General features: G+C 37.2%; 20 protein-coding genes and 1 pseudogene. 9 read left to right on the top strand and 12 right to left on the bottom strand.

All coding sequences use genetic code 11. The features are described 5' to 3' along the window. Nucleotides 1-9: 9 nt before the first annotated feature. Nucleotides 10-906 (bottom strand): deoxyribonuclease IV, encoded by an 897-nt coding sequence (locus AC3WOM_RS10000; protein WP_427544686.1) that lies wholly within the window; start codon nucleotides 904-906, stop codon nucleotides 10-12. Nucleotides 907-918: 12 nt separating this feature from the next. After that, on the bottom strand, nucleotides 919-2,220 hold the full coding sequence (locus AC3WOM_RS10005) for a DEAD/DEAH box helicase (protein WP_427544684.1): 1,302 nt from the start codon (nucleotides 2,218-2,220) through the stop codon (nucleotides 919-921). A 294-nt stretch (nucleotides 2,221-2,514) separates the two neighbouring features. Between AC3WOM_RS10005 and AC3WOM_RS10010 the strand changes: the two genes are divergently transcribed. Beyond that, nucleotides 2,515-3,570 carry a 2,3-butanediol dehydrogenase gene (locus tag AC3WOM_RS10010; RefSeq protein ID WP_427544682.1) on the top strand — a complete coding sequence of 352 codons (1,056 nt, stop codon included), beginning with the start codon at nucleotides 2,515-2,517 and terminating at the stop codon, nucleotides 3,568-3,570. Nucleotides 3,571-3,622: 52 nt separating this feature from the next. Here the strand turns inward: AC3WOM_RS10010 and kdpC are convergent, their stop codons facing one another. From kdpC to kdpA, 3 genes are read right to left on the bottom strand one after another with little or no spacing between them, the layout of a single operon-like run. Further along, a complete protein-coding gene (kdpC, locus tag AC3WOM_RS10015) occupies nucleotides 3,623-4,267 on the bottom strand; it encodes a potassium-transporting ATPase subunit KdpC (RefSeq protein WP_427544680.1) in 645 nt (214 codons plus the stop codon). 11 nt (nucleotides 4,268-4,278) lie between these two features. Beyond that, nucleotides 4,279-6,342 (bottom strand): potassium-transporting ATPase subunit KdpB, encoded by a 2,064-nt coding sequence (kdpB, locus tag AC3WOM_RS10020; protein ID WP_492446545.1) that lies wholly within the window; start codon nucleotides 6,340-6,342, stop codon nucleotides 4,279-4,281. Between the two features lie 15 nt (nucleotides 6,343-6,357). Further along, the gene (kdpA, locus tag AC3WOM_RS10025) at nucleotides 6,358-8,052 is read right to left on the bottom strand and encodes a potassium-transporting ATPase subunit KdpA (protein ID WP_492446547.1); all 1,695 of its coding nucleotides are present in this window, start codon (nucleotides 8,050-8,052) and stop codon (nucleotides 6,358-6,360) included. 369 nt (nucleotides 8,053-8,421) lie between these two features. Here kdpA and AC3WOM_RS10030 point away from each other — a divergent pair, with 369 nt between their 5' ends. Both AC3WOM_RS10030 and AC3WOM_RS10035 read left to right on the top strand, forming a co-directional pair. After that, on the top strand, nucleotides 8,422-11,112 hold the full coding sequence (locus AC3WOM_RS10030; protein WP_492446550.1) for an ATP-binding protein: 2,691 nt from the start codon (nucleotides 8,422-8,424) through the stop codon (nucleotides 11,110-11,112). Between the two features lie 9 nt (nucleotides 11,113-11,121). After that, the gene (locus tag AC3WOM_RS10035) at nucleotides 11,122-11,826 is read left to right on the top strand and encodes a response regulator transcription factor (RefSeq protein WP_492446551.1); all 705 of its coding nucleotides are present in this window, start codon (nucleotides 11,122-11,124) and stop codon (nucleotides 11,824-11,826) included. A 671-nt stretch (nucleotides 11,827-12,497) separates the two neighbouring features. On the opposite strand, the gene AC3WOM_RS10040 is transcribed toward AC3WOM_RS10035, so the two are convergent. Beyond that, entirely contained in the window at nucleotides 12,498-14,186 is a 1,689-nt protein-coding gene (locus AC3WOM_RS10040) for a methyl-accepting chemotaxis protein (RefSeq protein WP_492446553.1), read from the bottom strand. Nucleotides 14,187-14,517: 331 nt separating this feature from the next. Here AC3WOM_RS10040 and vrrA point away from each other — a divergent pair, with 331 nt between their 5' ends. Both vrrA and AC3WOM_RS10050 read left to right on the top strand, forming a co-directional pair. Continuing rightward, a complete protein-coding gene (gene vrrA / locus AC3WOM_RS10045) occupies nucleotides 14,518-15,024 on the top strand; it encodes a VrrA/YqfQ family protein (RefSeq protein ID WP_427544668.1) in 507 nt (168 codons plus the stop codon). A gap of 73 nt (nucleotides 15,025-15,097) precedes the next feature. Further along, nucleotides 15,098-16,066, top strand: a complete 969-nt coding sequence (locus AC3WOM_RS10050; protein ID WP_427544666.1) for a 4-hydroxy-3-methylbut-2-enyl diphosphate reductase — start codon at nucleotides 15,098-15,100, stop codon at nucleotides 16,064-16,066. Nucleotides 16,067-16,109: 43 nt separating this feature from the next. On the opposite strand, the gene AC3WOM_RS10055 is transcribed toward AC3WOM_RS10050, so the two are convergent. Together AC3WOM_RS10055 and AC3WOM_RS10060 are read right to left on the bottom strand one after the other, a co-directional pair. Further along, nucleotides 16,110-16,811: a response regulator gene (locus AC3WOM_RS10055; RefSeq protein WP_492446556.1), complete on the bottom strand. Its 702-nt coding sequence runs from the start codon at nucleotides 16,809-16,811 to the stop codon at nucleotides 16,110-16,112. 147 nt (nucleotides 16,812-16,958) lie between these two features. Then, nucleotides 16,959-18,539: an ATP-binding protein gene (locus AC3WOM_RS10060; RefSeq protein ID WP_427544761.1), complete on the bottom strand. Its 1,581-nt coding sequence runs from the start codon at nucleotides 18,537-18,539 to the stop codon at nucleotides 16,959-16,961. A gap of 115 nt (nucleotides 18,540-18,654) precedes the next feature. Between AC3WOM_RS10060 and AC3WOM_RS10065 the strand changes: the two genes are divergently transcribed. The 4 genes from AC3WOM_RS10065 (at nucleotide 18,655) to AC3WOM_RS10080 (ending at nucleotide 22,271) form a co-directional block, all read left to right on the top strand. Next, nucleotides 18,655-19,704, top strand: a complete 1,050-nt coding sequence (locus tag AC3WOM_RS10065) for a TRAP transporter substrate-binding protein (protein ID WP_427544662.1) — start codon at nucleotides 18,655-18,657, stop codon at nucleotides 19,702-19,704. 262 nt (nucleotides 19,705-19,966) lie between these two features. After that, complete coding sequence (locus AC3WOM_RS10070) at nucleotides 19,967-21,229, top strand: dicarboxylate/amino acid:cation symporter (RefSeq protein ID WP_492446557.1); 1,263 nt, start codon at nucleotides 19,967-19,969, stop codon at nucleotides 21,227-21,229. 143 nt (nucleotides 21,230-21,372) lie between these two features. Next, nucleotides 21,373-21,909, top strand: coding sequence for a tubby C-terminal domain-like protein (locus AC3WOM_RS10075; protein WP_427544658.1), 537 nt, complete (start codon nucleotides 21,373-21,375; stop codon nucleotides 21,907-21,909). A gap of 182 nt (nucleotides 21,910-22,091) precedes the next feature. Next, nucleotides 22,092-22,271: a hypothetical protein gene (locus tag AC3WOM_RS10080; protein ID WP_283868730.1), complete on the top strand. Its 180-nt coding sequence runs from the start codon at nucleotides 22,092-22,094 to the stop codon at nucleotides 22,269-22,271. A gap of 458 nt (nucleotides 22,272-22,729) precedes the next feature. On the opposite strand, the pseudogene AC3WOM_RS10085 reads toward AC3WOM_RS10080, so the two are convergent. The 4 genes and pseudogenes from AC3WOM_RS10085 to AC3WOM_RS10100 all read right to left on the bottom strand — a co-directional run. Next, nucleotides 22,730-23,080 (bottom strand): annotated as a pseudogene (locus AC3WOM_RS10085) (PhzF family phenazine biosynthesis protein); the annotation flags it as partial. Between the two features lie 17 nt (nucleotides 23,081-23,097). Next, a complete protein-coding gene (gene lepB, locus AC3WOM_RS10090) occupies nucleotides 23,098-23,664 on the bottom strand; it encodes a signal peptidase I (protein WP_492446559.1) in 567 nt (188 codons plus the stop codon). 277 nt (nucleotides 23,665-23,941) lie between these two features. After that, nucleotides 23,942-24,496 (bottom strand): NADPH-dependent FMN reductase, encoded by a 555-nt coding sequence (locus tag AC3WOM_RS10095; protein WP_492446561.1) that lies wholly within the window; start codon nucleotides 24,494-24,496, stop codon nucleotides 23,942-23,944. 128 nt (nucleotides 24,497-24,624) lie between these two features. Then, nucleotides 24,625-24,873 carry a DUF2164 domain-containing protein gene (locus tag AC3WOM_RS10100; protein ID WP_492446563.1) on the bottom strand — a complete coding sequence of 83 codons (249 nt, stop codon included), beginning with the start codon at nucleotides 24,871-24,873 and terminating at the stop codon, nucleotides 24,625-24,627. Nucleotides 24,874-24,986: the final 113 nt, after the last annotated feature.

A 24,986-nucleotide genomic window follows, 5' to 3' on the forward strand; every position in this document is an offset into this window, starting at 1 on the left:
CTTCTATTCTTATCCTTCTTTCAGAGCAGTGATTAGCTCAGGCTTAAATTCACCACTTCGGAACATCTCTAGTTCATACTTATAAGGTGCCGACTTGGATTTTGCATCACTATTTAACGCAACATAAGGCGTTTCTAGGATTTTAGGAATATCCTTTAATTGCGGATGGTGCACCACATAATTTAATGCCTCAAAGCCAATATGACCAAAGCCAATATTTTCGTGGCGGTCTTTGCCTGCACCTCGAACATTTTTTGAGTCATTGATATGAAGAACTTTAATACGTTCAACACCGATAATTTTATCAAATTCATTCAATACACCATCAAAGTCCTCTACAATATTGTAGCCAGCATCATGCGTATGACATGTATCGAAACAGATAGAAAGGCGTTCATTATTCGTAACACCATCGATAATTTTAGCAAGCTCATCAAAAGAACGGCCACATTCTGTTCCTTTACCAGCCATTGTCTCTAATGCAATTTGGACAGGATAATCCTGTGATAGCACTTCATTTAAGCCTTCAATAATTTTGGCAATACCTGCATCTGCACCAGCTCCAACATGGGCGCCTGGATGTAAAACAATTTGCTTTGCCTCCAACGCAGCAGTGCGTTCAATTTCAGATTGTAGGAAATCTACGCCTAGACGAAAGGTTTCAGGTTTTTCTGTATTTGCAATATTAATAATATAAGGTGCATGGACAACGATGTTTGTCATGCCATGCTCCTTCATGTGTAAAAGACCATTCATTATATTAAGGTCAGCAATAGCTTTACGACGCGTGTTCTGAGGAGCTCCCGTATAGATCATAAAGGTATTTGCCCCATATGAAAGTGCCTCTTTACTTGATCCAAGTAGCATTTCCTTTCCACTCATTGAAACATGTGATCCAAGTAGCATAAGAATGCCTCCTTATTTTTTACCGCGAGCTTTTAAGCGACGTTCACGTTTTTTTATTTTTTCCATTTCCCATTTCATATTACGTTTATAGCCTGGTTTTACTTTTTTCGGCTTACGAACTAATGATTTTGCCTTTGCATCGATTTCATTTTCATGCTTCACACGATTTTTTCGAGCATGGCGATCCTTTAGTTCAGACCATTCTCCATCTTTTACGTCTTTTTGAACAAATGGAACGCCCATCTTCTCCACACGAATTAATGCATCCTCATCTGAAGGCTCAAACAAGGTGATGGCTGTTCCTTTATTTCCTGCACGTGCTGTACGTCCTACACGATGAATAAAGAATTCTAGATCTTCTGGAATTTCATAGTTAATGACATGTGAAATCCCTTGAATATCAATACCACGAGCTGCCAAATCAGTAGCAACAATATATTGATAATCCAAATCACGAATTTGTTTCATCATCTTCTTACGATCACGTGGACTTAAATCACCATGTATTTGACCACAGCGAATACCGTTTTCATTTAAGTAGCCTGCAACTTGCTCTGCCGTTTTACGCGTATTTGTAAAAATTACAGCTAAAAATGGATTGATTCCTTCTATAACATCCAATAAGCGCTTGTTCCGTGATTTTGAGCGAACTGGTACAAGCACAAAATCAATGCCTTCTGCCACTGGTCGTTTATCATTCATATGGACGTGGACAGGTGTTTCCATATATTTCTTTAAGAAAGGCTGAAGTTTTTCTGGAATAGTTGCTGAGAATACAAACATTTCAAGATTCTCTGGCATTTGAGAAGCAAAGCCATCAATCTCCTCGATAAAGCCCATATCAAAGGCTAGGTCAGCCTCATCGACAACTAAAATTGATGCCGTATGCACAAATAACGCCTGCGCAGAAACGAGATCACGAATACGTCCAGGTGTCCCAACAACAATTTGTGGCTGTGTTTTTAACTTATCAATGGAGCGTTGTTTGTCTGTACCCCCAATAAATAGTTTTGCTTGAATCGCTGTTCCTTCTATTAATTGATTTAACGCATCAAAGATTTGTTGTGCAAGCTCACGTGTAGGTGAAGTAATAACAGCTTGTACTTCTTGTTTATCCGAATTAATACGCTGCACAATTGGAATTAAAAAGCTATGTGTTTTTCCTGTTCCTGTATGTGCCTGTCCGATTGCACTTTTTCCCTTTAATAGTAGCGGAATAATTTCCTTTTGAATTGGCGTCGGTTCTGTAAAGCCTAATTTTGCTATTGCGTCCTGCAAAAATGGCTGAAAATTATAATCAGTATATTTTGACATCCTTCGTTCCTCCTAATCATCTTTCCCATTGTATCATGATTCAACTTTTAGGTATATTAACGGCCTATTAAACTTTAGCATGAACATTATTTTTTAGTTTTATTATCGTTACAATAAAACCCTTATCAAAGGTACTGTAAATACCGTTAAGATGCAATCAAAAAAGTGCTACAATATCATTGAAAAAAGCTAAGTATTCGTATTTTTTATGTCAATTTATTGCAAACTAATGATTTGAATAATTACCACATGTTATGATGAGGAAGTAAGACATTAGAGGAGGTTGATTTTATCATGAAAGCAGCAAGATGGTATAAAGCAAAAGACATCCGTGTAGAAAACATTGAAGAACCAGTTATTGCACCTGGGAAAGTGAAAATTAAAGTACATTGGACAGGAATTTGTGGCAGTGATTTACATGAATATGCAGCTGGCCCTATATTCATCCCAGTGGAACAACCTCACTATGTAAGTAAAGATATTGCACCAATCGTGATGGGACATGAGTTCTCAGGTGAAGTTGTAGAAATCGGTGAAGGCGTTTCCAAAGTACAGGTAGGAGATCCTGTTGTTGTTGAGCCTATTCTTGCATGTGGCGAATGTGCTGCTTGTAAAAAAGGCAAATACAATATCTGTAAGCACTTAGGTTTCCACGGTCTATCTGGCGGTGGCGGTGGCTTCTCTGAATTTACGATGGTTGACGAAAAAATGGTACACAAAATGCCAGAGGGACTTTCCTATGAACAAGGTGCGCTTGTAGAGCCTGCAGCGGTAGCCCTACATGCTGTACGTCAAAGTAAGCTAAAGGCTGGCGATAAAGCGGCTGTCTTTGGCGCAGGACCAATTGGATTATTAGTGATTGAGGCATTACGTGCAGCTGGAGCATCTGAAATTTATGCAGTAGAGCTTTCAGCAGAGCGTGCAGCAAAAGCGTTAGAATTAGGCGCAACAGCTGTTATCAATCCAAAGGACGAGGATGTAGTTGCTCGACTACATGAATTAACAAGCGGTGGCGTTGATGTTGCATTTGAAGTTACTGGTGTTCCTGTAGTGTTACAGCAAGCCATTGATTCAACATCATTTGAAGGTGAAACAATTATTGTTTCAATTTGGGAAACAGCAGCTTCTATTCTGCCAAACAATATTGTTCTTTCAGAGCGTACTGTAAAAGGAATTATTGCGTACCGTGATATTTTCCCGGCTGTTATGGAATTAATGACACAAGGTTACTTCCCTGCTGAGAAGCTCGTAACAAAACGTATTGCATTAGATGAAGTAGTGACAGAAGGCTTCGAAGCTTTAATGAAAGAGAAAAACCATATTAAAATTCTAGTAAATTCTCAAGCTTAACTATATATCAGGTAGAGAAGACCCAAGCGCTTCTCTACCTGTTTTTAATGGATTACTCTTTTCTTTCCTCTATTTTCTTCATGATTGCTAGATTAGCCATAAGAACATTGACCTTATTTTCCCCAAAAATCCCCAGTACTCGTTTTTCTGTATAAGTAGCTATAATATTTCTAATCTCCTGTTCTGAAAGACCACTTGCTTGAACAATACGCTGGATTTGTATTTCTGCAGCCTTTACACTGATATGGGGATCTAGCCCTGAACCAGAGGCCGTCATTAAATCGGCAGGAATATCCTGTCGTTCAACAGCAGGATTGGCTAGTAAAAATTTCTCGATATCTGCTTCAATTCTTTTCCTTAATTCAGGATTTGTTGGTGCATAATTAAAGGAGCCTGAGCTAACACCACTATAATTCAACTGACCATTTTCATTAGGAATTGTATCCTCTTTTGTGTACACATTATAATTTACTGATGACACTCGTCCCCAGAAATAGGCGGGCTCTAAAAATGCCTGACCGATTAATTCTGAACCTCTAGCTTGCCCATCAACTTCTATTAAACTACCGTTTGCTTTGTGCGGAAACACTCCTTGTGCTAATGCAGTTACTGCCAATGGATAAATAAAGCCACAAAGAAGAAACATTGTGAACGTAATCAATATTGCTTGCTTTGTATTCTCAAAAAATTTATGCATCTCTCTTCCTCCTATAGTCCAAACATCTGAAACAGGGGTGCTATCATAACATCAATCAACTTTATGCCGATAAAAGGAGCTATGATGCCTCCTAGTCCATAAACGAATAAGTTTTTATTTAGTAGCTTTGAAGCACTCATAGGCTTGTATTTAACCCCTTTCATGGCAACAGGAATGAGCAGAGGTATGATAATCGCATTGAATAGTAATGCGGAAATAATAGCACTTGAGGGCGAATTCAGTTGCATCACGTTTAGCTCATTCATCTCTGGAACAGCAACCATTAGCATTGCTGGGATTATGGCGAAATATTTTGCCATATCATTTGCGATACTAAATGTTGTGAGGGCACCTCGGGTCATAAGTAACTGCTTCCCAATTTCAACTACTTCAATAATTTTAGTAGGATTTGAATCTAAATCCACCATGTTAGCAGCTTCCTTCGCTGCATTCGTTCCTGAATTCATAGCGAGTCCTACATTTGCTTGTGCCAATGCTGGTGCATCATTCGTCCCATCACCAGTCATCGCTACTACTTTTCCTTGTGCCTGTTCATCTTTTATGACTTGAATCTTGTCCTCAGGTTTACTTTCTGCAATAAAGCTATCCACCCCCGCTTCCTTTGCAATAGCTGCTGCGGTCAGGGGGTTATCTCCTGTACACATGATTGTTTTAATTCCCATTGCTCGTAGCTGTTCAAAGCGTTCCTTTAATCCAGCCTTGACCACATCCTTTAAATAAATAACACCTATAATTTTCTGGTTTACTGCTACTACTAGAGGTGTCCCACCAACAGAGGATACTCGATGAATAAGCTGATCTAAATTCGCTGGAACACTATGCCCTGCATAGATACACTCTTGTTTAATCGTATCATAGGCACCTTTTCGAATTTTTGTTCCATCCTGCAGATCTAATCCACTCATTCTTGTCTGTGCTGTAAATGGGATATGTGTACTATTTTTTATGATTTGTTCTTCATTATCAGTATTCACACCTAATTCGCATGCTAGTGATAGGATAGACTTCCCTTCAGGTGTGTCATCTGTTAATGAACTAAAATAAGATGCTTGCACTAAATCTTTATTTTTCACACCTATTACAGGCAGAAATTCAGAAGCCATGCGATTCCCATAAGTGATTGTGCCTGTTTTATCTAAGATTAATATATCCACATCCCCACATGCCTCTACAGCTCTTCCTGACATGGCAATAACATTGAACTGTGTCACCCTATCCATTCCCGCAATACCGATAGCAGATAATAATCCACCAATTGTTGTTGGAATTAAGCAGACTGTCAGAGCAATTAATGTTGCGATCGAAATAGGCACGTTTAAATAAGTTGTCATAGGATAAAGTGATACAACCACTAGTAAAAAAATAATCGTTAAGCTTACTAAAAGCGTATTGAGAGCCACCTCATTTGGCGTTTTTTTACGACTAGCACCTTCAATAAGCGTTATCATTTTATCTAAAAATGATTCACCAGGCATTGAAGTAATTTCAATCATTAGCCAATCGCTTGTAACAGTCGTTCCACCTGTCACTGAAGAAAAATCACCCCCACGCTCTTTGACTACTGGTGCAGATTCACCTGTTATCGCCGATTCATCTACAGTAGCTATTCCATCGATGACCTCTCCATCGTTTGGTATAACCTCTCCTGCTTGAACTAACACGATATCGCCCTTCTTTAATTCATGTGCCTGTTTCATTATTTCAGAACCATCTTTTAGCAAAACACGGGCCTGTGTCACGGTTTTCGTCTTTTTTAAGGTTTCAACCTGTGCTTTTCCTCTTCCCTCTGCAATCGACTCCGCAAAATTCGCAAATAAAATAGTAATAAAAAGAATGGTTGCCACAATTGCATTATAGAGTCTCTCATGTTCTGTTATTTCACCGCCAAAAAGAGCTGGAAATAGAGCTAAAAGCAGAACAAACAAAAATCCCACCTCTACTACAAACATTACAGGATTTTTTAGCATATATATCGGATGAAATTTTTTTAACGCATCTATCAAAGCGCTTTTTAGCATAGTGCCAGTGATAAAGATTTTTCTTTCAGTTTCCATACGTGTCTCTCCTCATTACGCATAAAGTTGTAAGTGCTCAGTGATTGGTCCCAGTGCAATCGCAGGTAAAAATGTCAGAGCACCAATCATTAAAACAATTGCCATAAGTAGAAATGTAAACATGGTATTGTCCGTTTTCAACGTTCCTATAGAATCACGATGCCACATTTTTTTAGCCAGTAAGGATGCGATTGCTAGTTGAATGATAATCGTTACATAACGACCAAAGAACATAGCCAGACCTGTTGTGACATTCCAAAATATGGAGTTGTCGGATAGTCCTTCAAAGCCCGAGCCATTGTTTGCTGAAGCAGAAGCAAATTCATAGAGTACCTGTGATAATCCATGTGCACCTGGATTCGTTATCCCTGCTACGCCCTGTGGTAAAGCAACAGCAAGAGCTGAAAATAGCAGGATAATGGCGGGATGAATTAGAATACAAAGAGCAATAAGCTTCATCTCCTTCTCTTCAATTTTCTTGCCTAAAAATTGAGGTGTTCGACCAATCATCAAACAAGCAATGAAGATTGTTAGCAACACATACATCATCATGTTCATCAGACCAACGCCCTTACCACCAAAGACAACATTTAGCATCATATTAAACATCGGTACAAGCCCACCTAGCGGAGTTAACGTATCATGCATATTGTTGACAGATCCAGTTGTAAAAGCTGTGGTCACCGTTGTAAATAATGCAGACTGCGCCACCCCAAAGCGCATCTCCTTGCCCTCCATACTACCAAGTTGTTGTGTGATTCCCAGTTCATTCATAATGGGATTACCTGTTCGCTCCGATACATAGACAGTCACTAATCCAACAAGGAACAACATGGTCATTGCTACAAAAATAGCTAACCCCTGCTTGCCAAATATGGGCTTCTTTTTTCTAGAAGCTATCATTAAGCTAAATGCTACTACACAGGCTCCAGGCAATAGCATCATTGACAGCATTTCAATCATATTTGAAATGACCGTTGGATTTTCAAATGGAGTAGTAGAATTTGCTCCATAAAAACCACCACCGTTTGTTCCTATATGCTTAATAGACTCAAGTGAAGCTACCGGTCCTAGTGCAATATCTTGTAATTTCCCTTCTATTGTTTGTACAGTTTGATTGGCTTTGAGGGTTTGTGGTGTACCCTGTGATACCAAAATAACGGAAACTACTATAGAAAGTGGTATTAATATCCTTGTAATGATACGAACAAAATCTACAAAGAAATTACCGATCGTATCCGTTTTAGCCACAATACGACGACAGAATGCCATACACGCTGCATAACCACTAGCTGCAGATGTAAACATCATAAAAATAATGATAAGCATTTGTGATAAATAACTAAGCCCTGATTCACCACTATAATGCTGAAGATTTGTATTCGTCATAAATGAAATAATAGTATTAAAAGATAGTGATGCTTCCATATTGTCAATCTTGTTTGGATTTAAAAACAAGATTGCTTGAATTCGTAATAGAATATAGCCAATAAACACCATATAGGCATTTGATAGGATTAAAGAGAGCACATATTGTTTACCTGTCATATCCACTCTTTTAATACCACAAAGTTTATAAATAAACCCATCATATCTATCCATGATTGGATCAATCCAGGTTCTATGCTGCATTGCCACCCGGTATAAATAATGACCTGTAACGATAACGAGTGGTACATAAATAATTAATACAATGGCTATTTGCCACATAATGCAACCTCCTATAAGCCAATTAATAATTTTCAGGATATAGTAATGCATGCCCTAGATAACCAAAAAGGAATACAAGTACAATCCCCATAAAAATCCACATTCAATTCACCCTCCTTACTTTTCTTTCACTAGCTTAAAGCACCATGCTGTTAACGCATAAAGACATGCAAAGTTGATTATTAGTAAACCAATCATAGATAAGTCCAACAATTAAAACCCCTTTCGTTATTAGGATGCTCTCATCATACTTACTTTCAGATTAATGTAGTGTTAGGAAATCGTTTTTTCTATTAAGAAACTATAAAGGGCGGAAATCTTAATACTTTCTTAATGGAAGATAGCGCTATAATACAAATGAGGTGAAGGATGATGGAACAAGATCGACCAGCTCCAGAGACATTTTTAGCGAGGCTTCAACAGGAGGAACACGTTATTGGAAAGCTCAAAATTTTTCTTGGCTATGCTGCTGGCGTAGGGAAAACCTATGCAATGCTAGATGCAGCACATCAGGCTCAAACGCTTGGTAAAGATGTGGTGGTTGGCTATGTAGAGCCTCATCCTCGTCCAGAAACATTAGCCTTACTCGAAGGGCTTGAGCAAATTCCTACAAAAAAAATAAGGTATAAGGAGAAAGCCTTTCAGGAATTAGATATTGATGCAGTATTAAGTCGTAAACCAGAAATTGTTCTTATTGATGAATTAGCACATAGTAATGTACCAACAATGCGACACAAGAAGCGCTTTGGAGATGTAGAAGAATTACTTGCAAAGGGTATTCATGTCTATACAACTGTAAATATTCAACATATTGAAAGTCTTCATGATTTGGTAGAAGAAATAACTGGCATCAAGGTACGGGAACGCATACCAGATTACTTAATTGATCAGGCTGCACAAATAAAAATTGTGGATCTTGAACCCGATGAGTTAATTCAACGTCTACAGGATGGCAAAATTTATAGCAAGCAACAAGCTGAAAAAGCCCTACAATCTTTCTTTTCTAAGCAAAATTTAATAGCTCTTCGAGAAATTGCACTACGTAGAGCCGCTGATACGATTAACTATAAACAAATTAACAGCAACGAATCAATGAAACATTCTGTACAGATTGAAGAGCATATACTTGTTGGTATTAGTAGCTCTCCTACAAATGCCAAGGTTATTCGAAATGCCGCAAGACTTTCTCAGGCATTGCATGGCAAATTCACTGCTCTTTATGTACAAAGGGTACAGGAAAGCGATAGGACAACCGCAAACTCAGAGCGATTGCAGCAGCATATAAAGCTTGTTGAACAGCTTGGTGGTCATGTGGTCATTGTTCAAGAGGATGATATAGCAGCAGCCCTTGCTAATTATGCTCAAATTAGCGGTGTGACAAAATTGGTCATCGGTAGAACAAGCATGAGAAAAAGATGGTGGCAACCAAGCACAAAAATCAGCGATCAACTGACTGAATTTGTACCAAATTTAGCTATTCATATAGTACCAGATCAGGAAAATGAACAATTCTATCTACAAAAAATAAATATACAGTGGTCATTTGACTGGCTTGACTTGTTAAAAATGATTTTCATATTTGGCTTTGTATCCATTATCGGCTTGTATTTATATTCACTTGGTATTAGTGAATCAAATGTCATTACGATTTATATTTTAGGTGTTTTAATGCTTGCTATCTGGTCATCGGGTTGGATAATGAGCATTATTAGCTCCATCACCGCTGTATTACTTTTTAATTACTTATTTACAGAACCACGATTCTCATTTGATGCCTATCATCGAGATTATCCAATGACCTTTGTAATCATGTTCCTTTCAGGGTTCATCACAAGTAGCTTAACAAAAAAAATAAAAAAGCAAACGATGATAGCTGTGCGGAAATCTTATCGAATGGAGGTGCTGCTTGATATAAATCGGAGGCTCCAACACGCTAAAACGATAGATGAAATTATTACGGAGGGTATGGTACAAATTGTTAGGCTAGTAGAAAAGCCCGTACAATTCTTTGAAATAGAAAATAACACCATTGTTAAATCAATGTTTTTTCATACAGAGAGCATGTCAAATAGCGAAAATAAGAAAGTATCCTCCCTTTTTGAAAATCCTAATGAGCATGGGGTGGTGAGTTGGGTTATTAATAATAAGCATGTAGCAGGTGTTTCAACTGATATATTTCCAGAAGTAAGTGCCTACTATTTACCCGTTATATCAAATGGATATGTGAAGGGTGTTATTGGCATTGCACTGTCAAAGCAATCACCATTACCTGCATTTGAGCGTAATATTTTGCATGCTATTATCAATGATTTTTCGTTTGCGCTCGATAAATGGTATTTACAGAAGCTCAATGTAGAAGTAGCTAGAGATGCGGAAATGGAACAAATGCGTGCTAACCTTTTACGTGCTATCTCACATGATTTAAGAACACCACTTACAGCTATTTCCGGAAATGCGGATATTTTATTGACGAATGCAAATTATATTCCAGATAATGAAAAAAACAAATTATATGAAGATATTTATAAAAATTCAAAATGGCTTGTACAAATGGTTGAAAACTTACTCGCTGTTTCAAAATTGGAGAATGGACAATTCGCTTTAGAGATGCATTTGGAACTTGTAGAAGAAATTATACAAGAGGCTCTTTGCCATGTCGTTCGTCTAAATAATACTCATAAAATATCCTATCAAATTGAACCAGAATTCTTATTTGCTTTTATGGATGCACGACTAATCATTCAGGTTCTGATTAATATCATTGATAATGCATTGACCTATACACCTCCCGGTAGTGTGATTACGATACTAGTAAAAGAATCTGGTGGTTTAGTAGATTTCGCTATTTCTGATGATGGACCAGGTATTGATGATGCGATAAAAGAAACGCTTTTTGAGCCTTTTACAACCGGAAAAATACAGCGTAGCGATAGTCGAAGAGGTCTAGGATTAGGCTTGGCACTTTGTCAAACCATTTTAAAATTACATGGCAGCGAAATACATGTATTAGATAATCAACCACAGGGCACTATCTTTCATTTTTCACTAAAAAAGGAGTAATGATGTTCCATGAATAAACGAATTCTTGTAGTCGAAGATGACCTAGCCATTGGTAATTTAATCAAGATGACATTAGCTACACAGCACTATGAATTCGACATCGCATATGATGGGAACAGTGCATTGCAAAAGGCTCTTACTATGAAGCCAGACGTAATCATCCTGGATTTAGGACTACCGGACATGGATGGTGTAGAGCTTATTACAAAGATTAGAAGCTGGACCCAAACCCCTATTATTGTTGTCAGTGCGCGTGGTGAAGAACAAGATAAAATAAATGCATTGGATGCTGGTGCAGATGATTATGTCACTAAGCCTTTTAGTGTTGAGGAGTTACTAGCACGCATACGAGTAGCACTGCGAAGAATGATGTATGAGCACCAGCTAGAAAATGAACCCTCTATCTTTGAGAACGGCCATTTACAAATAAACTATTTAGCAAATACAGTGTTTGTCAATAGTAAAGAGGTGCATTTGACACCAATAGAATATAAGCTGTTGGTCATTTTATCTAAGCATGTTGGCAAAGTATTAACACATAATTTTATTTTAAAGGAAATTTGGCACAATGTTCTCCAATCGGATGTCCCTAGCCTTAGAGTTTTCATGGCAACGCTTCGCAAAAAAATAGAGAACGACCCCGCTAATCCAAAGTTAATTCAGACCCATGTTCGTGTCGGGTACAGAATGCTACGCTGTCATGATGAAGAATAATGTAAAACGAAGATATTTTCTAAAAAAATATAGCGAGGTAATTCCAAAAATGTTTGGAACTACCTCGCTTCATGTTGTTGAAAACTATTATGTCAATGAATCAAGTTATTCTAATCCAAAGTATTGCTCTGTAGGAAAAAGCAATACATTTACAGTGAAAATTTAGTTAAAACTAATAACGGACATTCTATTAAGTACAAGTAGCCTTCTATCTAGCACAAATACTAGTCAATCGTGCACATAGTCTCATCAATTCAGCAATCTCCCCTTAAAATAAAGATTTCCTTATGTATTCGACAAAATAAAAGCCCTCACATAACACGAAAGAAATCACTTTCATTTTGCCACAACACCCAAATTTTTTGGAACCTCCTCGCTTGAATCAATTACGCTGGGGCGTAATTGATTCCGGATTTTTTTCGAGCTCGCTCGAAAAGCTCCTCTTCAAAATCCGTGACATCCGTCAAGGGCTTTAGGCCAACACGATGTTGGTCACTCAGGCGTTTTCACAGGATGTGAAGATCTAACCTGAGTTCCTCTGATTCAGCGGGCGTTTGTACGCCCACTGAATAGGAAAAAAATCGCATTCATCTCGCCACCTATAGAGGTGGGAGTATTCTGCTGAATCAAGATAAAAAGTAATAACAGATTTTAATAATCTCCAGTCCTACCTAAATTTTAAATTTATTGATTTCTTCCTTCACTGTCAGAGCCTCTTCACTTAATGATTTTGCAACGGCATTTATTTCTTCAATCGTTGCTGCTTGCTCCTCAATTGTTGAGGCAATTGTTTCGGATTGCTGTGCAGCTTGTACGGCAGAGTTGGACATTTCATTGACCGATGCAGCCATTTCTTCAGTGCTTGCTGATATTTGCTGTGTGGAGGCTGAAACATCTTCAATTTGACCTGTCATCTCACGAATGGCATGTAGAATTTCATCGAAAGATTTTTGTGCATTTTGAATAAATGTGACTCCCTCATCTACATTTAATACCGTTACACCTACAGCCTTATCTACTTCCTTCATTTCCTGCTGAATTAGTGCAATCAAATCAACAATTTGATTGGCAGATGCTTTCGATTCCTCCGCTAACTTGCGTACCTCATCAGCTACAACTGCAAAGCCTTTACCATGCTCACCAGCACGCGCTGCCTCAATAGCAGCATTTAATGCTAGAAGATTCGTTTGTTCGGTAATATCCGTTATTACTTTCGTAATATGGACGATTTCAGCTGATTGTCTATTTAGCTGCTTAATACGCTCATTTGTCTTATTAGATGATTCCTGGATGAGTGCTATTTGATTTTCTGCGATATGCAACGTTTTTTCGCCATCGTTCGCAATAGTCTGTGTATCTATAGCTTTTGAATGGAGCATTTGCGTAGCCTCCGCTATACGTTGAACGCCTCGAGCTGTTTCATCCATTGCAATCGAACTTTCACGACCAGTGGCCGCTGCTTGATGATCATTTGTTGCCATCTCCTCTACTAAGTTTGCAACATCATTAGAGGAATCAGAAATGACATCTGTACTTGCAGCTAATTGTTCAGCTGATGAAGTAGTATGCTCAACATTAGCAGTCATACTACGTATCAAAGAATGTAAATTAGTTTTCATTAAATTAAAGGAATCTGCTAAAATCCTAATTTCATCATTTGTTCTAACCTCTATATCCTTTTGACACAAATCACCTTTAGCAATTACTTCCGCAGCAGAAGTTAATTTATGTACTGGAACAAGAATGGAACGTACAAGTATAAAGCCGACTATAATACAAATCAGGACAATAATACCGAATATCCATAAAAACCATTGCTTATTATCATCTATAAGTTTTTCAACATCGGCTAAAGAATTTTCCATTTGGGTAATGCTTTCTTGTTGGAATATTTCTACTTTTTCATTGATTTCAACAGATGTCGTATCAAATTCCAGCATAATCTTATTTCCCTGCTGAGGTCCCCCTTGAATATAGCTATTAGCCATTTCTTGACCAGTGCTATAATAGTGATCAAATGCTATTTTAATAGCATTTAGTTTTTCCTCATTTTGAGGATGTAAACTTTTCAGCTGTTCTAAATTTTGATTAAAAATTTTACTATATTTTTCTGCCTGCTCAAATCCATCATCTAAATTGTCTAGTGCTCTTGTAGCACTAATATCTGTCAAGTATTGCTGAACCTGAACCACCGCCAGCTTCATCTCATCTGCTAGCAGTGCTGATTGCAATGTCTTTTCCCTCATTAAGTGTATTTGATCTAATTGGGATTTGGCATTTTGTTGCTGAAAAAACCCCATAATTAGCACTAATAATACAATCAGACCAAATGACACCATACTTCTCATTTTAATTGACACAAAATACCTCCTATTCAAGATTCCTCTATACTATTCTAACAAAAATACCTTTACGAAATATTTACATAAATCCTACAAGTTCTTTTCTATTCTATAGGAAAGTAGTTACTAGTAATCCATTATACTCCCGCAAGTCGACAGAAAAGTGGAAAAAATGTGACGATTTAAGAAATATACCTATGTAATGATAAATATATAGGTACGATGAACAGAGGCCATTATTGGTCGTGTGTTTTCTTTGTCTTTGTCGAACGCTAGCATAGCCATCTGCATATCATAACTATAATCAGGTATGTCATCAATGATAAACAAGTATTGAAAGGAGTTCATTATGGTATTTCGACAACCCTATCAGTTCCCAATGTATCCCGGCGGCATGAGAATGCCCATGCAAATGCCAATGCCAACACAACAAATGTCACCGCAGTCCTTTTTACCTCCTGGAGGCTTCCCAGTTCAACCACGAATTCCGGGTGGCTTTCCAATGTCTAGCGGAATAGGGACTTTCGGAGGGCAAATGCCGATGCCGCCAGTTCAAGGAGCCTCTAAGATCGGCTCATTCTTACAGCAAGCAAATAGCTTGTTCAATTCAGCCAAAACCTATACACCCTATATACAGCAAGCCATGCCTATGGTAAAAAATATTCCCTCTCTATTAAAATTGTATAAAGGGTTTCAAGGTCTTCCATCTACAGGAGATAAGGCTGGGGCCGCTAAAGCTACAGCAAGTGATGGAGCAGGTTCTGCAAAAAGTGGAAGGTCTTCTCGACAAAATGCATCATTCACTCCGCCAGATCCAATCCCATCCAAACCACGTATTTTCCAGCCACCTATGTAGATGAACGTTTCTTTGTATTCGTCGCTCCCGTCCGTTATAATGTAGGTAGGTAAGCTTGAAAGGAGTCACAACCATGCAAGTATTAAAAATTAATCCACGTGGCTATTGCTACGGTGTTGTTGATGCGATGGTTATCGCTCGTAACGCCGCACTCGATAAAACATTACCAAGACCTATCTACATTTTAGGAATGATTGTGCATAATAAACATGTCACAGATGCCTTTGCAGAGGATGGCATCATCACATTAGATGGTGATAATCGTTTAGAAATCATAAAACAGGTTGAAACTGGCACTGTTATTTTCACAGCGCATGGCGTTTCACCTGAAATTCGTGAAATTGCGAAGCAAAAAGGGTTAGTATCCATTGATGCTACATGTCCTGACGTAACAGTTACACACGATTTAATTCGTGAAAAATCAGCACAAGGCTATGATATTATTTATATTGGTAAAAAAGGACATCCCGAACCTGAAGGAGCAATCGGCGTTGCACCAGAGCATGTACATTTAGTGCAATCTTCCAATGATATTGATGCATTAAATTTAACGAATGATAAATTACTGGTAACCAATCAAACAACTATGAGTCAATGGGATGTTGCTCATTTAATGGATAGTTTAAAAGAAAAATTCCCACATATTGAAGTGCATAAAGAAATCTGTTTAGCAACACAGGTACGCCAAGAAGCCGTTGCTAAACAGGCAGGGGAAGCCGGTTTACTTATTGTTGTAGGTGATCCAAAATCCAATAACTCAAATCGTTTAACACAGGTGTCTGTTGAAATCGCAGGGACACCATCCTATCGAATTGCAGATGTTTCTGAACTAAAAGTTGAATGGTTAACAAACATTAATACTGTTGCTGTCACAGCAGGTGCTTCAACGCCTACACCGATTGTGAAAGAGGTCATTTCATTCCTTGAACAATTCGAAGAACATGATGAAACTACACACGTCATTAAACGTACAGTTACACTAGATAAAATTTTGCCAAAAATTAAGACACCAAAGCCTGTAGAAAAAATTATGCCCTACTAAAATACTTAAAACCTGATTGCCTAAACACAATCAGGTTTTTTTGTTATTTGCTAAAATAATAATTGATAGGACGACCTATACCCCCATAATGCACATCCATCGTAATCTCTTCTTGCTTCTCTAAATAATCTAAATATCTCCGAGCTGTAACACGAGCGATGCCTACACCACTTGCAACTCCTTCAGCAGATGCTCCCTCTACAGAATGCAAATAGTGCATAACTTTTTCGAGTGTTGCTCTATTAAAACCTTTTGGCAAGTTTTTTTCTAAGTGCATCATAGTCGGGTGCTCAATCTCATTTTGCACACCCTGATAATGGAATAACTGATCAAGTTCTCCCTGTGTCAGCTCACGCTCTGTTTGCATCTGTCTTTTAAAACGCAAATAATTTTCAAGTGTTCCCTGCACGCGTTCAAACGAAAAGGGCTTCATAATATAATCGAAAACGCCTAGATGCAAAATCTGTTTCACCGTTTTCATATCATTTGCAGCAGTTACAGTGATAACATCCACTGGCAATTTAAGTTCACGTATTTTTCGCAAACTCGTAATTCCATCCTGCTCTGGCATAAAAATATCCATGAATACTAAATCAGGTGCAAGCTTACGTATTTGAGCTATTCCCTCGACACCATTTGAGGCTTGACCTATCACTTCAAACCCCGCTACCTTTTCAATAAATTGACGATTCACCTCTCGCACCATCGGATCATCTTCTATTAAGAGCACCCTTATCTGTGTCACTGTCAACCCTCCGTATACCGTAATTTTTCTAGTTGGATTAAGTCGTTGGTTATTTACTATCTTTTTTTGCGTAGTCGATACTCTCCTATTAAGTGGTCACTCATTTAAGCGAAGAGCTTTCAGTTTAATCACTTATAACTCCGGGCTTTAGGAAAAATAAAATGTTATCAAAAAGCTGGTTCCTTTATGAGGCTCACTAATAACCTCAATATCCCCCTGCCCCTTTTGTACAATATCTTGGATTAAATACAGACCAATACCTCGCCCCTTTTTCTCTTTTGTCGAAAAGCCATTATCAAAAATATGGGTCCTTACCTCTTCTGTCATGCCTATACCATTATCTGTTACTAAGATTGCCAATACATCTTCATCTTCATCAACAGACACATGCACAATTTTTTCATCCAGTTGCGTATCTCTTAATGCATCAAAAGCATTTTCGATTAAATTACCAAATAAAATGACAAAATCATGATGATCTAAATTTTTCGGAAATTCAGTCAGTCGACTTTCTCGATCTATCTCTAATCGAATTCCCTGCTCTTTTGCATAGGAAATCTTACTAAGTAATAAGCCTGAAATATTTTCATTTTTAATTCGTTCATTTAAGAAATTTGTAATTTCATCATGTTCTTCCTTCACTTGCGTTAAATAAGATAGTGCCTGCTCATGATGTCCAAGCTGTAAAAGTCCAGCAATGGTGTGCAGTTTATTTTTATGCTCATGTGTTTGTACACGCAATGCCTGTACAAATGCCTTTACACCAGTTAATTCCTCTGCAAGCTTTTTCACTTCTGTACGATCCTTAAACATGGCCACCGCTCCAACTGTTTTTCCATTGACTTGTATTGGAATACGATTGCTCATAATACTATGTCCATTAATATATAGCTCACGATTGAAAAGAGGCTGATCAAGTTCCAAAATTTCTGGTAAGCGTGTGTCAGGTAATACCTCATAAATTTTCTTTCCAATTAATGTCGACGGTTGGTCATAAACACTTAATATATCACATGCTTTTTCATTAAAAATAGTTATCGTTAAATCATTATCTATCGCGATAATTCCTTCATGCATGGCATTAAAGGTTTCTGTTCGCTCCACATACATTTTAGCAATTTCATGCGGCTCTAACCCAAACATTTGCTTTTTCATATGAAGCCCTAAATTATGGGCACCCCATGCACTAAATAGAAGAGACAAGAAGATTGTAATGATTAATTCCTTTTGGATAGATTGTAGTAATTCAGCAATCGTTAAAACACTATAACCTACTATCACGACGCCTAATTGTTTTCCCTCATTATTCATAATAGGTACAAATGCACGCACCATATCACCATGCTCACCATGTGCAATTGATGTATAATAATGTTCAGAAAAGGCTGCATTTAAATCTCCTGATTGCGAAATTCGACCTATTTCCTCTGAATTCGGATGGGAATACTTGCGTCTTTGCATGTCTAAAACAACAATATATTGTGCACCATTTATATCACGTATTTCGTCTACAACCGGATTAATATGCGTTGTTGCCTCATTAAAATCAAGACTGGTAATATATGTTTTCAATTCAGGAAGCTGTGATACGGTTTTTGCCACAAGCAATGCCTGATTTCCAAGCTTATCCTTCTGCTCATTCATTACGAATCCTAGCAAAAATGTACCACCAATACTAAAGGAAAGCATGAGAATAAAAAAAGTTAGAGACATGATTTTTCTTCTCATTGATAACTTTTGAAATTTCAAGATGTAAAACGCCTCCCTCTACCTATATTTTAGCTTACTTCATATGTTAGAATAACAAAAACATCAGAAAATACGAATTAATTGGGTGTAATAGATGAAAAAATTTATTATTGGAACAATAGCAACCGTTTTACTGTTAACAATAGCGATTGGCGTACAACAAGGTCTACTATTCGCTAACCCCCTCCCCTACGACGATGAACAAAAAGGCTTGGATACACAAATTACCATTCATTTAAGTCATGTAGTAGCAGAAAATACGCCGAAGGGACAGGCTGCAAGTAAATTCGCAGAGCTTGTTGAGGAAAAAACAAATGGTGAAGTAAAGGTACATGTTTACCCAAACTCCTCCTTGTTTAATGATGAAAATGAGTTTCAAGCATTACAAAATGGAGAAGTAGAAATGATTATCCCTACTTTCTCTAAAATGACAGCCTATGTACCAAACTGGCAAGTTCTAGATTTACCCTACCTCTTTAATACGGATGATGAAGTCCATGAAGTTCTTACCGGCTCAATTGGCGAACAGCTATTAAATGAGCTTGAACCCTTTCAAATAAAGGGACTTAGCTTTTGGCACAATGGCTTTAAGCATTTAACCTCTGTCGATTACCCTATTCATACATTTGAGGATTTAAAAGGCTTACGTATCAGAACAATGCCAAGTAAAACACTTGAGAAGCAATTTGAGGCTGTTGGAGCAACGCCTATTCCTATTTCCTTTAGTGAGGTGTTTACGGATCTTGAATCACATGCCATCGATGCACAGGAAAATACAGCATCTAATATTTACTCTAAAGGCTTCTATAAGGTACAAAAACATATGACATTAACAAAGCATGGGATTTTAGGGTATGCTGTTCTTATGAATGAAAACTTTTGGAAGTCTCTACCTGTAAAGATTCAAAAGCAGATTATGGAGGCTATGAAGGACACGACAGATTGGCAATTTGAACAAGCCGTTATTATGAATGAAAAGGATCTACGAAAGCTAGAGCAACAAGAAGGCTTTGAAATTTCCACGATGAGTAGTGAGGAACGACAACGATTTAAAGAAAAGCTTACACCTGTCTATGACTTTTATAAAACCAATATACAAAATGATGATGTCTTATCGAGAATTGAAAAAATCGTTTCTCCTTAATACTTTTGTTCATTAATGATAAATCCTCACAAATCGTGAGGATTTTTTCTTTTGTATTATAATAGATTCTTCAATTTCAAATCTACTATAAAACAGTATTTATCCTTGCAAACACTGGTTTCATACACTCTTCAACTAAAAATGAACAAAATGAACAATAGAAACATTACGGTCATAAAAACTATTGTCGGAAAATTTCAGCTATGATAACCACATGAAAGCGTTCACACAATTTTCACTAAGGTTGGAGGGGTAGAACTTTATGCGTTTAAATTTTAAAAACTTAACAGTACAAGTACTGATAGCTATTGTACTTGGTATTATTGTCGGTGCCATGTTCCCTGAGTTTGGGGCGAAGCTAAAAATATTAGCCGATATTTTTATTAAATTAATTAAAATGTTAATAGCTCCTATTATTTTCTTAACAGTTGTTATTGGCATTGGGAGTATGGGCGATGTAAAAAAGGTTGGAAAAATCGGAGGGAAAGCCTTAATTTATTTTGAGATTGTCTCTACTTTTGCACTAGCGATTGGCCTACTCGTTGTCAATATTGTACAGCCAGGTAAGGGCTTTAATACAGATGCTGCAAACGCCGCAGATGTGTCTCAATATACACAACAAGCTGCTGCCGCGGAACACGGCTTCGGTGCATTTATCATGCAAATTATTCCTGATAATGTTGTTGGCGCACTTGCTAACGGTGAATTACTACCAGTCCTGTTCTCAGCAGTTTTATTTGGGCTAGCTGCCGCTGCAATTGGTGAACCAGCTAAACCAGTAATTAATTTTTTCGAACAAGTCGCAGATATTTTCTTTAAAATTGTTAATATGGTCATGAAGATTTCCCCTATTGGTGCATTTGGTGCCATGAGTTACACAATCGGAAATTTTGGTATTAAATCACTTGGAAACTTAGGATTTTTAATGCTGTCAGTTTATATCACGATGTTTATCTTTATCGTAGTCATTATCGGTCTGATTACACGTTACTTTGGGTTCAATATTTTTAAGTTCATTAAATATATTAAAGATGAAATTTTTATCGTTATTGGGACATCCTCATCAGAATCAGCATTACCTTCGATGATGCGTAAACTAGAAAACTATGGCTGCTCTAAACAAGTCGTTGGTCTTGTTATACCAACGGGGTATTCCTTTAATTTAGATGGTACGTCTATTTACTTATCCATGGCAGCAATATTTATAGCACAAGCTTATGGCGTGGAATTAGACATTTGGCATCAAATTACCTTATTAGCTATTTTAATGCTAACATCTAAAGGAGCGGCTGGTGTAACGGGTTCAGGCTTTATTACACTCGCGGCAACGCTAGCGGCATTCCCTATGATTCCAGTTGAAGGGATTGCATTGTTAATCGGTGTCGATCGTTTTATGTCAGAGGCTCGCGCTGTTACAAACTTAATTGGTAATGGTGTTGCAACAGTTGTTGTTTCAAAAATGGAAAAAGAATTCGATCCAGAGCAAGAAAAACGTGCTCTTGCAGGTGAAGTAATCATTCAATAAGATAAAAAGCTGACCATCAATGTAATAATGGTCAGCTATTTTTTGTTCATTCTTTTTCATCTCTTATGTCAAAATAATATTTATAAAATGATGAAACCTAGGATTAGGCTTCCTCGTATAGTCTAGTAGATTGGAGGCTTTTTATGGCTACATTTACACTTACCTTTCCGAAAGCATTCGAAAGCTTTACACAGATCCCTATTATTAATGAACGAAATGAAGCAGTATGTGTATTACAAAAGGTTGAACGTTCATCCGTTGGAAAAGTTATCAATGCTGTTATGCTAGTAGCTGCACAGCAATCCTTACCACATCGTTATGAAACCCGCTCTCCCTTAGGAGCACCGCTTTTTCAAGTGCAATCAACACTCTTAACAAAAGGGGTTAGCCATCTTCTTGTGATGCCAGATGGAACAACCCTACCAATTCAACACAAGGTCGTGCAGCTACTTGAATCCTCCTATTCATTTACAATGGATGGACTTGTTTTTCGCTTTGAAAAGGATTTTACCTCAACCGCCTATTTATATTGCAATGATGTAAAAATAGCAAGTGCTAGTAATTTAGAAACTGAATTAGTACGTACTGGTATAGCTTTTAAGCTTTTCGACTCCGATGATACGCTTTTTGTTGCTTTACTAGCTGCTCTTTATCAAACTTTATTCTTAATAAAAAAATGAAATAAGGACTTTAGATAGTTTAAAACTTAAACAGATTAAAGAGTTCACTTTTACACGCTAGAATTGTTCCAAATATTCCGGAACACGAAATATATTCGCTTTGTTTTGAGTATTTTATACAGTCCCTTCAAAATAGGAGTACACTAAAAGAGTAGGCTTACTATACTTTTGGAGGGGTGTATATGGATTCAAAGGCAGCAGACATTAAAAATTTAATGACTTTAAATCTTCTTGTTCAAATCTTAGAGGAACGTGGCATTATGACTGATCGAGAGTTAAAAGAACGTCTTACAAATAATGTTAAGCTTTCCTCTATGGACACCGATTTAAAAGAAAAAGTCATTGAAGAAATTAAACATTAATGGGTAACATGTCAAAAAGGGTAGCTCCAAGTACTGAAACTTGAGCTACCCTCTAATTTGATCAATTATAACTCGCATACCTATATTTTTACTTTAAATTAAGGAAATCTATTTTGAAAATAAATGATTAAAACGGATCATAAAAAATTTGATCATTTAGAAATGTGAAGTTTCACAATCATACTTAATTGTAGAAGTACGCTTATTCATATTGGCTAGAAACTCTTTTATTTAATATAAACAAGTATGTAATTAGAATTAAATTAACAGCTAATACAATAATACTGCCTTCAATTTTATAGATGCCACCTTATAGTAATGGATTTCCTTGAAACGTACTGTTTAAGAGATTTGGATAATCACTTGCCAAAGAAACACCACCAAATATAATCGCTCCAATTGTATTCCAAGTGAAATGAGCAATTATTGGTGCTATTACTGTGCCTGTGTATTCAAATTTCTCCTGATTTTTGCTCCGTTATTTCAATTGGAAGGATGCCAGCCTTTGTTTCAATAGTAAAAACTCGCTTATTCTCTAATAGACCTTTAGTTTTTAGCGCATAAATCGTTGCCATTGTGGCATGTCCACACAAATTTACTTCATGGCCTGGCGTAAAATAACGTATTCGTAAATCTGCTCGCTCAGATTTTAGAGCAAATGCTGTTTCATTAAAGCCTACTTGCTTTGCAATCGCCTGCATCTCATCATCGTTAAAGGCATCTCCCTCCACTACAACACCTGCTGGATTCCCCTTATTAGGAATTGTACTAAATGCATCATAATGATAGACCGTCACCATTTTTTTCATTTCCTCTTTTCTACTAGCTAGTGTGTACTACCAATTCGATCAAATGGCCATAATACAAAACCTGCTGTCCCCAAAATTTCATGCTGTGCAACAAATCCGACTTTTTGATCTCGGCTATCTATACTTCTTCGACGATTATCACCAAGAACGAAAAAATGCCCTTCTGGCACTATCATTTCACCTAATTGCTCCTCTAAGGTAAAATCATATGTAAAATCGCCTTTATCCAGCAATGCTTCTTTATACTTTGTTAAATATGGTTCTTCATAGGCCTTTCCATTTATGTAAAGGGCATCATCTTTATAGGCTATATGATCTCCTGGTAACCCGATAATTCTCTTAATATAATTTTCTTCTTCGTTTGCTTTAAAGACAATCACATCAAAGCGTTGATAACTTGAAATTTTCGGTCCTACTTTATTTACGATAACTTTATCACCATCTTCAAAGGTTGGCATCATGGAAGCTCCTTCTACAGCTACAGGAGAAAAAATAAAATAGCGGATACCCATCGTAAAAATAATAGCTAATCCGATTGCTTTAATCCAAGCCCAAAGCTCATTTTGATTTTGTTTTTGTGCCACATCTCACACCTCAATTCTTCTTATTTCAATTAATTATCTTATATTAATGGATACGAATCTACCACAAGAAAAGTTCCATGTATTTCTAAAAAAACTAAAATTCAGTACGAAATTCTGGTTTTTTTATATATTGCCAGAACATTCATATAGTCATACCTTCCATACAGCCCTATTTTGCGAAAAATGGTTTATGACAAGCTAGGAACAATCATTTCCCAAGATATTCATTGCATATAGAAAGCAGTATGTACACTTACTGAACATACTGCTTACACTCTTATCGAATTGTTTTTAATGCCGTTGCCCAAGGGATAAGCTGATCTAACATTTGGTTTACAGAGTCTGCCTGTACATCTTTTGGTTTAAATGTTGTACCATTTTCAAAATCTGTAAATAAAGATAGTGCGGGATGTACACGGACATCCGCTACTAATAATTCACCTAGAATGCCGCGTAAATGTTCAGCTGCCCTTGCTCCGCCTACAGAGCCATACGAAACAATTCCAGCAGCCTTGTTATTCCATTCCTCACGTAAGTAATCTAACGCATTTTTTAATGCCCCCGTAATGGAGTGGTTATATTCTGCAACAATAAATACAAAGCCATCACAAGCTGCAACTCTTTGAGACCATGCGGCAACGCCAGAAGCATCTCCTCCTGCCTCACCTAGGAGTGGTAGCTTAAAATCAGCAATATCAATGACTTCATAGTCAGCATCACTACGTTTTTCAGCTACTTTCTTTACCCATTCGCCTACCTGTGGACTTAAACGGCCTTCACGCGTACTTCCTAAAATAATTCCTATTTTCAACACCATGCGCCTCTCTTCCATCCCAAAATTAGTGGCTCCAATTATTCATTAGTATTCCAACTGAATAAAATTAGCACTCTTAAACATGCTGTACAGGAATGCTTTGCTTTATTCAAAACGTGACACACAAAAAAACAATAGTCATCTGTTTATTTTATCTTAATGGGTCTTTCTAATGCTGCAAGCTCATCCTCCATCGAGGCGTATTGCCTTTCTATCGCATATTTTGCATCAGAGATAGCAGCATTATAAATATGTGGAGCAATGTATTCCTTTATAAAATCAAATACTCTCTCCGCTTCAAATTCTGTAATATCCTCGTCTCGATTGTTATAGAAGAATCGTTGTATATCTGCTATAACTAATTCTTGCTGCTCTTTAGTCAGTCGAATAAACATGAAAACACTCCTCTACTATTTCAACAACATAACACTATAAACTTTATCTATATACAGATAAAGACTGAATTAAATCGATATAATTCAGCCTTTTTAAAAATATTTGTATCCAT

It is taken from the genome of Lysinibacillus sp. FW301-JW8 (assembly GCF_058788755.1).